8 protein-coding genes are annotated in these 15774 nt (G+C 66.9%); all 8 read left to right on the top strand.

Features of this window, described 5'->3' with window-relative positions; translation table 11 throughout:
- Positions 1–48: 48 nt before the first annotated feature.
- From B5T_RS12425 to B5T_RS12390, 8 genes are read left to right on the top strand one after another with little or no spacing between them, the layout of a single operon-like run.
- Positions 49–5538, top strand: a complete 5490-nt coding sequence (locus tag B5T_RS12425; protein WP_014994856.1) for a non-ribosomal peptide synthetase — start codon at positions 49–51, stop codon at positions 5536–5538.
- On the top strand, positions 5535–7301 hold the full coding sequence (locus B5T_RS12420; RefSeq protein WP_014994855.1) for an ABC transporter ATP-binding protein: 1767 nt from the start codon (positions 5535–5537) through the stop codon (positions 7299–7301). Before B5T_RS12425 ends, B5T_RS12420 begins: the two co-directional genes overlap by 4 nt.
- A complete protein-coding gene (locus B5T_RS12415) occupies positions 7298–9043 on the top strand; it encodes an ABC transporter ATP-binding protein (protein ID WP_014994854.1) in 1746 nt (581 codons plus the stop codon). The genes B5T_RS12420 and B5T_RS12415 overlap by 4 nt, the downstream gene beginning before the upstream one ends.
- On the top strand, positions 9040–10149 hold the full coding sequence (locus B5T_RS12410; protein ID WP_014994853.1) for a saccharopine dehydrogenase NADP-binding domain-containing protein: 1110 nt from the start codon (positions 9040–9042) through the stop codon (positions 10147–10149). The genes B5T_RS12415 and B5T_RS12410 overlap by 4 nt, the downstream gene beginning before the upstream one ends.
- Positions 10149–11321: a class I SAM-dependent methyltransferase gene (locus B5T_RS12405; protein WP_014994852.1), complete on the top strand. Its 1173-nt coding sequence runs from the start codon at positions 10149–10151 to the stop codon at positions 11319–11321. Before B5T_RS12410 ends, B5T_RS12405 begins: the two co-directional genes overlap by 1 nt.
- Positions 11318–13480 carry a class I SAM-dependent methyltransferase gene (locus B5T_RS12400; protein ID WP_051015479.1) on the top strand — a complete coding sequence of 721 codons (2163 nt, stop codon included), beginning with the start codon at positions 11318–11320 and terminating at the stop codon, positions 13478–13480. Before B5T_RS12405 ends, B5T_RS12400 begins: the two co-directional genes overlap by 4 nt.
- A complete protein-coding gene (locus tag B5T_RS12395; RefSeq protein ID WP_041717003.1) occupies positions 13477–14667 on the top strand; it encodes a cytochrome P450 in 1191 nt (396 codons plus the stop codon). The genes B5T_RS12400 and B5T_RS12395 overlap by 4 nt, the downstream gene beginning before the upstream one ends.
- Positions 14613–15773, top strand: a complete 1161-nt coding sequence (locus B5T_RS12390) for a Gfo/Idh/MocA family oxidoreductase (protein ID WP_148279261.1) — start codon at positions 14613–14615, stop codon at positions 15771–15773. The genes B5T_RS12395 and B5T_RS12390 overlap by 55 nt, the downstream gene beginning before the upstream one ends.
- Position 15774 lies beyond the last annotated feature (1 nt).

Raw genomic sequence — 15774 nt, 5'->3', positions numbered from 1 at the left:
TCCGCGGCCCCGGCTTCCGACCCGGCAAGACACCCGAAAGGAGACGTTATGAACGCCAATGCCTTGATCGAGGAACTGCAGGGGCTCGGAGTGGAACTCTGGGCGGAGCGGGAGCAATTACGGTTCCGGGCCCCGAAGGGGGTGCTCACCGAGGAGCGGCTTGCCGCGTTGCGCTCGTTCAAGACGCAGATCGTCGATCTGCTTCGGGGAGCGGCTCCCGACACGGTAACCGCCGACATCGAAGGCCGCCATGAGCCCTTCCCGTTGACCGAGGTGCAGGAAGCCTATCTGCTGGGGCGCAACGAGTCCTTCGGCTTTGGCGGGGTGGCCTGCCACGGTTATCTGGAAGCGGTGTATCCGGTGTTGGATCCGCAACTGTTGGAGGACGCCTGGAATCAGCTGATCGTGCGCCACGACATGCTGCGTGCGGAGGTCAGCGCGGACGGTTACCAACGGGTACTGCCGGAGGTGCCGCGCTACCGCATTGCCATCGAGGATGGGCGCGACAGGTTGCCGTCGGAATTGGAGCGGCATTTGCAGGCGACCCGTTCGGAAATGGATCATCGGCTCTATCCGATCGGACAATGGCCCATGTTCGAACTGCGTCTGACCCGGACGCAGGGCGCTGACATCCTTCACTTCTCCCTGGATGCGCTGGTCGCCGACTGGGCCAGCGCGGGGATTCTGTTCTCCGAACTGAATCAGTTGATCCACGGGCATGGCAACGCCTTGCCCGAGTTGGAAATCAGCTTTCGCGATTATGTCTTAACGCAGCGGCGCATGCGTGACGGCGCCGCTTATCGGCAGGCCCGTGATTATTGGCTGGCGCGGCTGGACGACCTGCCGCCGGCGCCGCGGCTGCCGACCCTGTCACTGCCCGCCGCTGAACCGGCCCGCTTTCATCGACATCACTGGCGGTTGCCCGCCGGGCATTGGCAAGCATTGCGCCAGCAGGCGGCCGAGCAGGGGCTGACGGCGTCCAACGTGGTGCTGGCCGCTTACGTCGCGGTGCTGCGGCGCTGGAGTCGCGGCCCGGATTTTTCTCTGAACCTCACCTTGCTCAATCGCCCGTCTCTCCATCCGCAGGTCCACGCCCTGGTGGGGGACTTCACTTCGGTGAGTCTGCTGGAAGTTCGCGGCGCGGGCGATCAGCCCTTTCACCGGAGGGCGGCGGCGTTGGGCGAGCAGCTTTTCGCCGACCTGGATCACCGGCTGTTCTCCGGTGTGGAAGTGATTCGCGAGATCGGCCGGCGGCACGGGCGTGAAGCCGCGTTGATGCCGGTGGTGTTCACCAGCGCCATCGGCCTGGGCGGCACTGGCGAGGCGGAGATTGGTTGCCGTCTGGAGAATGGCGTTACCCAGACGCCCCAGGTGTTCCTGGATTGTCAGGTCCGCGACGACGCCGACGGCCTCGAGGTGAACTGGGATGTTCGCCAGGGCGTGTTTCCGGCCGGGCTGGTCGACGATATGTGGGAGGCCTTCCAGACCCTGCTGCTCGACCTGGCCGGCGGCGAGCGCTGGTCGGCCACGGAGCCGGTGGTATTGCCCGCCTGGCAGACGTCGACCCGGGCCCGGGTGAACGATACCGAGGCGCCGGTGCCGGACCGGCTGCTGCACCAGGCCGTGTTGGAGCAGGCCGCGCTGACTCCCAACGCTGACGCCGTGGTGGCCCCCGGGGAAACGCTTTGCTATGGCGATCTGGTCCGCCGTGCCGGGGCCGTGGCCGGCGCCTTGCGGGACCGGGGCTGCCGCGCCGGCGATCACGTCGCGATCGTGATGAGCAAGGGCGTGGAACAGGTGGTGGGCGTCCTCGGCGTATTGCTGGCCGGCGCCGCCTACCTGCCTCTGGAGGTTACACAGCCCGCGAAACGTCGCGACAAGGTGCTTGCCGACGCCGCCGTCGCGGCGGTGCTGGTGCAATCACCAAACCGGCCCCGGGATCTGCCCGAAGGGCTGCCGGTCATCGAGGTCGACGGGCTCGACGCCACGGAAGACAGGCCGGCGGCCGCTGGCGGCGACCCGGATTCCCTGGCCTATCTGATTTATACCTCGGGTTCCACCGGCGATCCAAAAGGGGTGATGATCACTCACCGTGCCGCGCTCAATACCATCGAGGATATCAATCGCCGCTTCGAGGTCACCGGTGCCGACCGGGTGCTGGGGCTGGCGCAATTGGGTTTTGACCTTTCCGTTTACGATATCTTCGGCCCGCTGTCACGCGGTGGCGCGCTGGTGCTGCCGGACGCGCAACGGGGTGCCGATCCGTCTCATTGGGCGGAATGTGTTGTCAGACACGAGGTCACGCTCTGGAACTCTGTGCCGGCACAACTGCGGATGCTGACCCATTACCTCGACGCGGAACCGGCCACCTTGTCCAGCCTTCGTCTTGCTCTGGTGTCCGGGGACTGGGTGCCGCTGTCGTTGAAAGCGAATCTTCACCGCCACGCCCCGGACTCGTCCCTGGTGGCCCTGGGCGGCGCCACGGAAGCGGCGATCTGGTCCAACTATCATCGGGTGGAGACGGTGGACCCGGAATGGACCAGCATCCCCTACGGGCGACCGCTGGCGAATCAGGGTTTTCGGGTGCTTGACGCGGACTTTCGTGACCGTCCGGTGTGGGTGCCCGGCGAGCTGTATATCACCGGAATGGGGCTGGCCACCGGCTACCTGGGTGACGCGGCGTTGACCGGAGCACGCTTTTTCCACCACCCGGTGGATGGACAGCGGCTGTATCGCACCGGTGATCTGGCCCGCTATCTGCCGTCCGGCGAGCTGGAGTTCCTCGGCCGCGATGACGGTCAGGTCAAAATCCGGGGACATCGTGTGGAACTCGGTGAAGTGGAGGCGGCGCTGTCGGCTTATCCGGACGTGGCCGCCGCCGCGGCTGTCGTCGCCGAGAACGATAACGGTGACCGGACCCTGTTGGGGTTCGTCGAAGCGAAGCGGGGGACGGCGCCGGAACCCGCCTCCCCGCCGGTTGACGCGGCACGGCGCCTGGCCGGGCACCAGCTGCGGGACACGGACACCGAAGACGCGGCGGACCAGGTCGATGCCCTGCATCGTGCCGCTTTGGCTTCGATGCTGTGGTTGATGCGGGAACACGGGTTGTTCGCCGACCGGGAAAGCCGCGCCACCCTGGATCAGGTGCTCGAGACCCTGGCGGTGACGCCACGTCACCGTTGGCTGGTGCGCCGCTGGCTGGCGTTGCTGGTGGCGCGGGGCTGGCTCGCCGGTGACGACGTCGGCGGCTACCGTCGCACCACGGCGCTGCAGGCCGGTGACGTGGAGCGGGCATGGCGGCGTGTCGGCGACAGCGCGGCGCGGCGGGACGGCGGTGCCGGGTTCGTCGCCTACCACGAAGCCCATGTGGCGCGGCTGCCACAACTGCTGAGCGGCGAGCAGAACCCGTTCGAGTTGCTGTTTCCCGAAGGCGCCCAGGAACCCGCCCTGGCCTTGTACCGTGATGATCCGGTCGCGCGCTACAACAACCACGCGGTGGCCGCGTTCGTGAACCGGCTGGCGGTGGCCAATGAGCGGACGGAGCCGCTGCGCATTCTGGAGATCGGCGCCGGTACCGGCGCCACCACCGAAGCGGTGGTGCCGATGCTCGACGGCTGCCGGGTGGAGTACCTGTTCACCGACCTGACCCCGTTTTTCCTCTCCGCCGCCCGCCAGCGTTGGCGGGCGCTGCCCTGGATGCGTTTTGGCCTGTTCGATCTGGACCAGGATTACCGGATGCAGGGGCTGGCCGCGAACTCGCTGGACGTGGTGATTGGCGCCGGGGTCCTCAACAGCACCCGGGATCCGGGGGTGGCGGTGGACCGCATCGTCGAACTGCTGGCACCGGGAGGCTGGCTGATCCTTACCGAGCCAACCCGGGAACACCCACACATCATGCTTACCCAGGGTTTCATGATGGAACCGGCCGGGGATCGGGAAACCGGCGCCGCTCCGTTCCTGTCCCATGACGGCTGGCTCCACCTGTTGGCCAGCAAGGGAGGAAAGGATCACGTCTGTTTGCCGGATTCGTCGCATCCCATGTCGGCGTGGGGCATGAACATGATCGCCGCCCGTTTCAAAGCGGAGCGCGCGCCGCTGTCCTGCGAATCGATCCGCGCGTTTCTGGCCGGGCGATTGCCAAAGTACATGATCCCCTCGCATCTGCAGGTGCTGGATGGTCTGCCGTTGACCGCCAATGGCAAAGTGGACCGCAACACCCTGGGCGGCTGGCTGCCGGCGCCAATGATGGGAGAGGACCCCGCCGTCGAGGCGCCCTCGGACGACCCCCTGGAAGACAGTCTGAGGGCGCTGTGGGCAGCGGCTTTGGGCTTGCCCGGCATCGGCCGTGACGACAACTTCTACGATCAGGGCGCCGATTCCCTGGTGTTGGCGAGAGTCGCCGGACAGATCCGCGACACCGTGCCGGAGGCGGAGGGCCTCACCTATGACGCCTTGCTTCGACAAATGCTCAACGAGCCGACGGTGGCGGCGCTTGCCGCGGCCTTGCGCTCGCCGGCGGACGAAACAACGGCCAAGCCGACGGACGGCGAAGCGCCCGCCGAAGCGGGAACGGCACAAGCACGGCCCGGCAGCAACGCGCTGATCGTGCCGTTCGGCGGTGGTGACGGCCCGGTCCGGGTGCTGTTCCACGCGGCGCTGGGCACCATGGATTATTTCCAGCATCTTGGCCGCGCGCTGGCCGCTCAACAGGCCGGGCCGGTGGTGGGCTTGGCGGTGGCGGATGCCGAGCAGTATGTGTCCATTCCCCATCAGGAACTGATCGACCGGGTCGCCGACGATTACGCACTGCGTTTGCTGGACGAAGGCTATCACCGCTTTCAACTGATCGGTTATTGCCTGGGAGGGCTGCTCGCCATGGAGGTGTCCCGCCGCTTGCTGGAGCGCGGCGTGGAGGTCATCGACCTGACCTTGGTGGACAGTATTCCGATGTTCATCAATACCGATGAGGAACTCGCCTTCGAGGCGATTTTCGCGCCGAATCTCAATCTCGATCCGGTCAAGGATGTGTTCGGCGAGGGGCTGAATGAGGCGGATGTTTATCGCGCCATCGAAACACTGATGCAGCGCCATGAGCGGCATATTCCCGCCGGCGCCATGGCGGCGCTGGACGGCGACGAGGGGCTGCGGGCGGTGGCCGAGGCGGTGCGTCGTCGCTCGATGATTCCCCAGGACGAACGCCTCGCCGAATACGCCCGCGTCGCCGCCGGTAAAGCCGGTGTGCCGGTGGGGCCGGAACTGATTCCCGCCTTGTTCCGGGTATGCCGGCACAGTATGCGGGCGGCCTGTGTCGATCCGGCGCCCTATGTGGGCGACATCAATTACCTGCGTTGCCAGGAACAGCAGTCCTTTGGCATTACCGCCGGCGTGGGTCATTACGCCGCGCCGTTCTGGCAAAACGCCTGCCTCGGCGAGTTCAACCTGATCGACGTGCCGGGCAATCACTTCAGCGTGATCGAGCCGCCCCATGTGGACACCGTGGCCGCTCACCTCGCCGAGACATTACGGAGAGCGCTGTGAGCCGAAAGACCAACGACCCCTTGCACCAGTTGCGGCATCCGGTGGCGGGGCTGATCCGGCTCGGGGTGCTGCTGGGCGGCGTGGGCGCGCTGACCTCACTGCTGCCGTTTGTCGCCATCGTCGAGCTGGGTCGGGTGCTGTTGTCGCCGGGTCCGCTGGATATCGTACGGACGGAAATCACGGCGCTGGTGATCGCGCTGGCATTGGCGCTGGGCTGGCTGTGCACCGGGCTGGCGCTGTGGGCCACCCACCTGGCCGATCATCGCATGCAGGCGGCGTTACGCCGTGATCTGGTGCGGGTGTTGGGGCGGGTGCCTTTAGGCTGGTACTCGGACAAGACCTCCGGCGCCATTCGCAAGGCGGTGCAGAACGATCTGGAGGAGCTGCATCACTTGGTGGCGCATCATGATGTGGAACGGATTGCCGCCCTGGTGTTGCCCGCGTCGGGGCTGCTCTATCTGGGCTGGCTGGACTGGCGTCTGATGGTGCTGGCGGTGGTGACCTTTCCGGTGTACGCGGTGGCCTACGCCTGGATGATGCGTGGGTTCGGCGACAAGATGGAACAACTCGACGCCAGCTTTTCACGGGTCAGCGCCGCCATCGTCGAATTCGTTCACGGCATTACCGTGGTCAAGGCCTTCGGACAGACCGGACGGGCTTATCAGGGCTACCGGGAAGCGGTCCACGATTTCAGTGAACGGTATGCCGGCTGGGTGCGCCCCCTGCTGCGGCTGGAAGCCCTGTCGTCCCTGGCGTTGTCGGCGCCGGTGATTCTGTTGGCCACGCTCGCCGGTGGCGCCTGGTTCCTGGCCCGGGACTGGGTCGGACCGCTGGATGTGATGGCCGCGACCCTGGTGGCCATGGCCCTGCCGCAAACCTTATTGACGCTGAATCAAGGCATGGTGGCGCAGCGCAACGCCCAGGCCGCGGCGAAGCGTATCGCGTCGTTGCTCGCGGCGGAGCCGTTACCGGAAAGTCGGCACCCACGCCAACCCGCTGGTAGCGCGGTGGAGTTCGAACAGGTGTCGTTCCGTTACGGCGATGGCCATGAGGTGCTGTCCGATATTTCCCTGCATTGTCGGCCCGGCACGGTGACCGCCTTGGTGGGGCGCTCCGGTGCCGGCAAGTCCACCCTGGCCACTCTGGTGCCCCGCTTTCACGATGTCAGCGCCGGGACAGTGCGAGTGGGCGGCGTCGATGTCCGGCAAATCGCCCCCGAGGTGCTGTATCAAAAAGTGGGGTTCGTGCTGCAAAACGCGCAGCTGGTGCGCGGCACGGTTCGCGACAACCTCTGTCTGGGCCGACCCGACGCCGAGGAGGCGGCGATCATCGAAGCCGCTCGTGCCGCCCGGATTCACGATCGTATCGTGGCGCTGCCGCGCGGCTATGACAGCGTCATCGGTGAGGACGCGGTGTTCTCCGGCGGCGAAACGCAACGGCTGTCGATCGCGCGAATGCTGCTCGCGGATACGCCGATTCTGATCCTGGACGAGGCCACCGCTCACGCCGATCCGGAATCCGAGGCGCGGATCCAGGACGCCTTGTCGGTGCTGGCGAAGGGGCGGACCGTGCTGGTGATCGCCCACCGCCTGGCGTCGGTGATGACCGCGGATCACATCGTCGTGCTCGACGGTGGACGGATTGCCGAGCAGGGCGGTCATGAAGCGTTGCTGCGGCGCGATGGGCTGTACGCGCACCTGTGGCGATTGCAGACCGGGCCGGTGGAGGAAGCCGGTGAATGGGAACGGGAGGCACGGGCATGATCGGTGACCTGCTGAAAATACTGGGCCCCAGGCACGCCGGGGATCTGCGTCGCTATTTGCTGTGGCTGGGGGCTTACGCGGTCCTTCAAGGTGTGGCCACCGCCTTTCTGGTGCCAGTGCTGGCGGCCATGATCCACGGTGACATGGAGCGGGCCGGTTACGGTCTCCTCGGTCTGGCATTGACGGTGCTGCTGGTGGCGGTGGCCCATTACCGCCAGGCGATGAAAGGGTTCTCCCTGGCGCTGGTGGTGTTGACCACCTTGCATGACCGGCTCGGCGCGAAACTGGTCTCGCTGCCATTGGGGTGGTTTTCCTCCGAACGGGTGGGGCGGCTGTCACGCAGCGCCACCGGTGGCACCATGATGGTGACCAATGTGTTCGCGCATCTGCTGACACCGGTGGTGACCGGGGTGCTGACCCCCGCCACCACGGCTCTGGCGTTGCTGTTTTTCGACTGGCGTTTGGGCCTGACCGTGCTGCTGGCGGCGCCGGTGATTTATGCGTTGCATCATTGGTCGGCGTCCTGGATCGCGCGTACCGAACAGCGGGTTGATGCGGCCGGCGTTGAAGCCAGTAACCGGGTGGTGGAATTCGCCCGTCTGCAACCGGTGTTGAGGGCGTTTGGTCGTACCCGTGAAGGCTACCCGCCGCTGGATCAGGCCATTGATGCGCAACAGCAGGCCGGCGGCGACCGGCTCGGCGCCACTTTCCCCCGGCTGCTGGTGGCGGGCCTGAGCGTGCATCTGGCGTTTGCCGCCCTGCTGGTGGTGGGGGTGATGCTGGCGCTTGCTCATGCCATCGACACCGTGGAACTGGTGGCGCTGCTGGCGTTGTCCGCCCGCCTGGCGGGACCGCTGGCGGAAGCGGCGGCGCGCAGTGGCCAGTTACGCATGGCGGCCAATGATCTGCGGCGCCTGGCCGATATCTTCGATCAGCCGCCGCTGCCGGAACCGGCGCGTTCCCTGCCGATCAGCGACCCGGGAGCGGTGTGCCTCTCCAATGTGGTGTTCGGCTATCGGCCGGAACAGGCAACCATCGACGGTGTATCGCTGCGGGTGCCGGCGGGCACCATGACCGCCATCATCGGCCCGTCCGGATCCGGCAAGACCACCCTGACCCGGCTGATCATGCGGTTCCATGATGTCGATGGCGGCGCGGTACAGGTCGGTGGCGCCGATGTCCGTGGTTTGACCAGCGCGGATCTGATGGCGCAGATCGCGCCGGTGATGCAGGACGTTTATCTGTTCGACGATACCCTGGAAGCGAATATCCGCATCGGCGCGCCCGACGCCAGCGACCAGGATGTGCGCGAAGCCGCCCGCCTGGCCGGTGTCGATGAAATCGTGGAAAGACTGCCGCAAGGCTGGCGCTCGCCGGTGGGCGAGGGCGGCGGTGCCTTATCCGGTGGCGAACGGCAACGCATCTCCCTGGCCCGGGCGCTGTTGAAAAAGGCCCCCATCGTGATTCTCGACGAGGCCACCGCCGCCCTCGACGCCGAGAACGAGCGTCACGTGCAAAACGCGCTTCGCACCCTGCGGGCGCGCTCCACCTTGATCGTGGTGGCCCATCAGTTGTCGACGATCCGCTCGGCGGACCAAATCGTCATGCTTGAACACGGGGCCGTGGTCGCCGCCGGCACACACCAGCAATTGAGTACCAGCGAACCCAGGTACGCGGCATTCTGGCGCGAGCGTCAGCGTGCCCGGGGCTGGCGTCTCGCCGACGGGGAGGCGTTGTCATGATCGCGGTGTTGGGCGGTTATGGTGAAGTGGGCCGGGCGGCGGTGCGCGCGCTGCTGGCGCTGGGGCTGGGCCCTCTGCGGATCGGCGGTCGCGACCCGGACAGGGCCGGGGCGTTCGCACGCACCCTGGCTCAAGGAGCGGTGGATGTCGTGACAGTGGATATGAACGACGCGGGCTCTCTGCAGCGTTTCGTCCACGGCTGCAGTGTCCTGGTGAACTGCGCGGGTCCTTCCCACCGGATCGGTGAGGGGCCGGCCCTGGTCGCCTTGCGCGTTGGCGCGGATTACGTGGATGTGGCTGGCGATGAGCGCTTGCACGCCCGGCTCGATGACCGGGGCTGGCGGGAACAGGGCCGCCGGGCACTGCTCTCGGCGGGTCTGCAGCCCGGGCTGACCGCGCTACTGCCATTGTGGCTGGCGCGCACCGGTTTTGACCGGGTGACGTCGCTGACCAGCTATTTCGGGTTACGGGATCTTTTCACCGCGGTAGCCGCCGAGGACTACCGGCAAAGCATCGAGGACGGCGTCGGCCAGTCACGGGCGGCCTGGCGGAACGGTGGCGCCCGCACCGGGGTGCTGGTCCGCGAGAACGGGGTGGCTCTGCCGTTCTTCCCCGGCCCGGTAACGGCCTTGCCGTACTTGAATCAGGAGGCCGAGCGGGTGGCCACCGCCCTCGAACTGGAACAGGGGGACTGGTACACGGTACTGACCGACGGCCATATGCGCTCGGTATTCGATCGGCTTCATACCTATTCACGCGAAGACGCCTGTCTCCAGCTACAGCGTATGAGCCGGCTGGACCTGGCCGGCCGGGCGCCTTTCGTGACGCTTTTACTGCGGATGACGGGGCATTGGGAGGGCGGGGAGAGAACCCGTTCATTGGCGTTGCGGGGACATCGCAACGCGGACCTCTCCGGTGCCCTGGCGGCGGTGGCGGCCGCCGCGCTGGCACGGGGCAATGTCCCGCCCGGCCGTCATTTCGCCGCCATGGTATTGGAGCCCGAGGCCGCGGTGGAGGCGCTGCTGGCCACCGGGATGACCGCCGGACTGCCCGTCGTGGACGGTCCCCTGGAGGCGTTCAACGAGGCCGAGGAGGGGGTGTTGTGATGATCATCGAACCCGCCGACGCCCATTTGGCCGGCGTTGCCGGCGTGCGCCGCCATGGACGTCCGGTTGTCGAGCCCGAGCGGATTCCGGAGGTCATGCAACACCTGGAAGCGCTCGGTCGCCTGGCTATCCGCGACGGTCTGCACCGGTGTGGCTGGCACCACAGTGAGCGTCTGCCGCGTCGGGATCTGACGGCCAGACTCGGCGTGGCGCACCGGCACGCCGGACTGCTGCGCTCCTGGCTTTCGGCTCTGATGTCGGCCGGAATGCTGGAGGACACGGACGGTTCTCTGGGCTGGCGGGATGGCGCTCCGTCACCGGATTTCAGCGTCACCGCGCCAAGTGAATTGGAGTGGGCGTATGCCGATCTGGGGTTCCCGCCGATCATGGCGCGGGTGCATGCGCGCGCGCTGGCATCGCTGCCGGCTCTGCTCCGCGACACCCTCGGTATTGAGCAGGTGCTGTTCGCCGACGGCCGGGTGCTGGAGGCGCTGGCGGCCTACCAGGACAACCTGTTCACCACCTACCTCAACAGCGCCTGCGCCCATTTGGCGAGGCGCCTGGCCGAGGCGCGAGCGGCCGGTCCGCTCAGGGTGGTGGAACTGGGCGCCGGGGCCGGCCTGACCTCGGCCGCTGTCCTGCGGGAATTGGACGGCATCGAGGTGGACTATCTGTTTTCGGATCTGTCGCGGCTGTTTACCGTCGCCGCCCGGGATCGGTTTTCCGCGACGCCCGGAATGCGCTACGGCCTGCTGGACATCAACACGGCCTTGACCGCGCAGGGTGTCACCGCCGCCGGCGTTGATCTGGTGGTGGCCGGTAATGTGCTGCACAACGCTTGTGATCTGCGCCAGACCCTCGCGCACATTCGTCAGGTTCTGGCGCCGGGAGGGGGGCTGTTGTTCACCGAATCCTGCCGCGACAACCATGCCGTACTGACGTGCATGCAGTTTCTGCTGTCGCCGGCGCCCGGTGTCGCCGCGCCGGGCTCATCGGATCGGCGCGGGGCGTCCGGCAGCCTGTTCCTGAATCTCACTGGCTGGCGGGACACGTTGCGGGAGGCGGGGTTCGAACCGCTGCTGGTTCTGCCGGAAACGGCCTCCCCCTTGGCCGCCGCCGGCCAGCACCTGTTTCTGGCCCGGGTGGGTGACTGGGACATGGGGGCCGTATGACGACGCCTTTTTATCAGAGCCTTCTTGAGCGCCTGGCAAGGTGGCGTGATGACATCGTGCTACGCGACGGGAGCGGCGCGTGGAAGGGGGCTCGGATGCTGGATGCCGTGCAGAGGTACCGGGCCCTGCTGGACCATCACGCGCCGGGGGCCGGACACCGTCTGACCTGGGCGGGTGACGAAGGGGGGGAAGTGCTGGCATTGCGCATCGCCGCGCTGGCCCACGGCTGCCGCTTTGCCGGCACCTCGCCACCCGCGGGCACGGACAGCATGGGGGAGGAGGTCGCGGTTGAAGTAGCCCCGGCTGTTTTCGCCGAAAGTGCCCTGGATGATTACGGCGGCACCCTGGATACGCTGCGGCAAGAGCTGGAAGGCGCGCGCCGCCTGGCGGTGTTGTCTCCTTTGTCCGGGTTTGGCGGTGACCTGTCCCTGGCCGCCTGGGACGTGCCGGCCACGGTGATGTGCTGCGGTGTTGAACAAGCCGCCGGAGTCTTCGCCTTCCTGGAATCCGCCGGAGCCGACACGCTGGTGCTGTCGGAGGCTCAGCTTCGTGCTTTGTCGGCGCATCCGGCCGCGTTGCTGGCGGGGCCCGTGCCCTTGCAATCCTTGTTCATTGAGAGCCGCGCCGATACCGACCAGCAGGAGTTGATGACACTGCTTGCCAACGGCCCTTTCCAGGCGCGCGGGACCCGCTTTCTGGTGCCATCCGATCAGGGACTATTGACACCGGAAGAGGCCCGCGCGCGACGTTGCCAACAAGCACGGGAACTGGAGCAGGCCGCCGCCACCCATCCGCGGGTGAGTGAGGCGAGGGCGCAGGAGGACGACGCCGACACCTGGGCCCTGGCGGTGGTGGCGGCGGAACGGACCCCCGTGCCGGCGGAGGATACGCTCTGGCGTGACCGTGTTTTGACCTCGCTGGACGGGTATTTCGCCGACACCGACTGGCACGGCGGCGTGGCGGCGACCCGGCGCCTGACGGATATCGCCTTGCGGTCCATGTTGAATGCGCTGACCCACAGGGGCGTCTTCAACGCGCCGGAGACGGGCTACCCGGAAGAACGCGTGCTGGCCTGTGCCGCTGAACGTCACCGTCCATTATTGCGCCGTTGGCTGGTGGTGCTGGAGCAGCAGGGGTTGCTCCGCCGTGATGGTGATCAACTGGCGGTACCGGCGCGGACCGGACGTTATGACGACGCGGTCCTGGCGCGGGCCTGGGACGAGATGGCGGCGTTCTGGCGAACCGTGACCGGTGCTTCCGGCACCATTGACTACGCGCGGGAAAACAGCGCCGTGCTGGCCCAATTGCTGGCCGGGGAACGTCAGGCCGTCGAGGTGCTGTTCCCGGCGGGGCGTACCGAACGGGCGGAGGCCCTGTATCGGGAAAGCCCGGCGGCCCGTTATCAGCATCGCGCCGTGGCCGCGCTGCTGGCGGAGATCGCCGCGCCCCGTGAATCCAACGATCCGCTGTGTGTTCTGGAAGTCGGTGCCGGCACCGGGGCGACGTCCGAGGTGGTTCTGCCGGCCCTGGCGGGTAAGCCGCTCCACTACGTTTATACCGATGTTTCCCGCTTTTTTCTGGACCAGGCCGCCGAGCGCCTGGACCGGGACCCGCGGGTGACCTTCGCGCTCTACGACATCGACTGTCCGCCACGACAACAGGGCTTTTCATCCCATCAATTCGATGTGGTCATCGGTGGTGGCGTGTTGAACGCGGCCCGCGACACCGACGCCTCCGTGGGCTGGCTGCGACAGTTGTTGCGGCCGGGAGGCTGGCTGGTGATCACGGAGCCCACCCGGGAGGAATTCTGGGTGATGGCGTCCCAGGCGTTCATGTTGGCGGACGCCGGCGACGAGCGCGCGCGCTCGGGACAGACTTTCCTGGATCGGGAGCAGTGGTTGCGGGTGCTCGACCGGGCCGGTCTCGACCGCGTGCTCGATTTGCCGCCGGAGGATCATCCGTTAACGGCGTTGGGGCATCGGGTCTTCGCCGCCCGGACCAGGGCCGACCGTGCCGATGTCCGGCCCGACGAGGTGCGGCGCCACTGCCAACGGACGTTGGGAATGATGGTATCCCGGGTGGAGATCGTGGACCGGCTTCCCGAACCGGGTGAAGACGGGATTTATGATTCGGCCCGCACCGCTGGGGAGGTGAAATGACAAACACGATGGAACCGCCGCTGTCCTATCCGTTCAACCGCTTCGATGGCCTGGAACTTTCGGAGCGGTATGCCCAGGCGTTGAGCCGGACGGGATTGACCCGTATCACGCTGCCGTTCGATGGCGACGCCTGGTTGGCGACACGCTATGAGGATGTTCGTCTGGTGCTTTCAGACCGCCGTTTCAGCCGGGCGGAAGCGACGCAGCGGGAACGGGTGCCACGGGCTTTTCCCCGTGTCGCGGGCGGGATCGTGATCATGGACCCGCCGGAGCTCACCCGTTTGCGCAAACTGGCTCTGCAGGCGTTCACGGTGCGCCGCGTGGAAGGCCTGCGGCCCCACGTGCGAGAGGTCGCCGACGGCCTGATCGACGACATGCTTCGCCGTGGCGCGCCGGCGGATCTGGTGGCGGATTACGCCTTGCCGATCCCCATGTCGGTGATCTGTGAGTTGTTGGGGGTGCCGCTGGCGGATCAACCCCGTTTCAAGATCTGGAATGACTCCCTGCTGTCCACCAACGCGCTGTCCGCTGAGGAGACACAGCAGAACCTGGGTGAGCTGTCTCACTACATCATGGCACTGATCGACGAGCGGCGGGCGCGGCCCCGGGACGATCTGATCTCCGCCATGATCCAGGCCCGGGACCAGGACGACCGTCTGTCCCAGGGGGAACTGGTGCTGCTGTGCATCGCCATTCTGGTGGCGGGTTACGAAGGGGTGTCCTCCCATATTCCCAACTTCCTTTACACCCTGCTGTCGCGGCCGGACACCCTGGACCGGCTGCGCTCGGACCCGGACCGTATGGCTGACGCGGTGGAGGAATTGCTGCGTCTGATTCCGCTCGCCTCGGCGGCGATGTTCGTGCATTTCGCCCGCGAGGACGTGCAAGTGGGGGACACCCTGGTGCGCGCCGGGGAAGCGGTATTTGCGTCGGTTGGCGCGGCCAATCGGGATCCGCACCGTTTCCACCAACCGGACCACCTGGATATTGATCGGGATGCGTCCGGGCACTTCGCTTTCGGCCACGGCATGCACCATTGCATCGGCGCCGGGCTCGCCCGGGTGGAGCTTCAGGAAGCCCTGGGGGTCTTGTTGCGGCGCTTGCCGGAGATTCATCTTTGCGGAGAGATTGAATGGAAGACGAAAACTTTCTTTCGCGGTCCGCGACGGATGCCGGTGGCATGGTGAGCCGGCACGGCGGTGGGCGACGCCGGGTGGTGGTGGCGGGCACCGCTTTCGGTCGCATTTACATTGATGCGGTGTTGTCCCGCCCGGATTGTTTTCAATTGGCGGGCCTTCTCGCCAAGGGCAGCGAGTACTCCCGCGCCCTGGCCGAGCGCCGGGACGTGCCGCTGTTCACCGATCCGGAACAGATTCCCGATGACGTCGATATCGTCTGCGTGGTGGTGCGCTCCGGCGCCCTCGGTGGAGAGGGATCCGAACTGGCGTGCGGATTGCTCAAACGGGGGTTCCATGTGTTGCAGGAACACCCGGTGCACGGTACGGAAATCATCGACTGCCTGCGCGCCGCCCGCGCCGGAGACGCCGCCTACGCGGTGAATACGCTGTATCCGACCCTCAAGCCGGTTCGGCGGATGCTGGCCGCCGCGGCTCATCTGTGCCGGCGGCAGCCTCTGGCCTTTATCGACGCCGCTTGCAACAGCCAGGTGGCGTATCCCCTGATCGACATCCTCGGACGCGCGGCCGGCGGGTTGCGGCCCTGGTCGTTTCAGGCCGGGCCGGAGCCGGCCGGTATCGCACCGACGCCTTTCCGGTCCTTGAACGCGACCATTGGCGGCGTGCCCACCACGCTGCGCATCCAGAACCAGGTGCATCCCGATGATCCGGACAACCATTCCTACCTGATGCACCGCATCACGCTGGGTTGGGAAGGCGGGGTGCTGACGCTGGCCGAGACTCATGGGCCGGTGCTTTGGAACCCGCGCCTGCATGCGCCCCGCGATGACACCGGCCGTTTGTTAATGGCGGGGCCGGGGACCGACCGTCTGGCGGTGCCCAGCACCGTGACCTTGAGTGATCAGGCGCCGGGGGACTATCACCGGGTGTTCGCCGACGTCTGGCCGGAGGCGGTGGCGTCCGCTCTGTCGCGCCTGTGTCGGGATATCGAGGATCCGGCGCGCCGGGCGGGCAGTGGCCAATGGGCGTTGGCGGTGTCACAGGCGTGGAAGGATATGACGGCGCAGGTGGGGATGCCGGAATTGATCCGCCCGGGTGAGCCCCGGGAAGTGTGTCTCGATGCGCTGCGGGCGGCGGCGATCGAGGAGGAGGGGTGAG

Source organism: Alloalcanivorax dieselolei B5 (assembly GCF_000300005.1).
Lineage (GTDB): Bacteria > Pseudomonadota > Gammaproteobacteria > Pseudomonadales > Alcanivoracaceae > Alloalcanivorax > Alloalcanivorax dieselolei.
The sequence above is the reverse complement of the archived record's forward strand: the minus strand, read 5'-3'. Positions and strand labels throughout refer to the sequence as shown.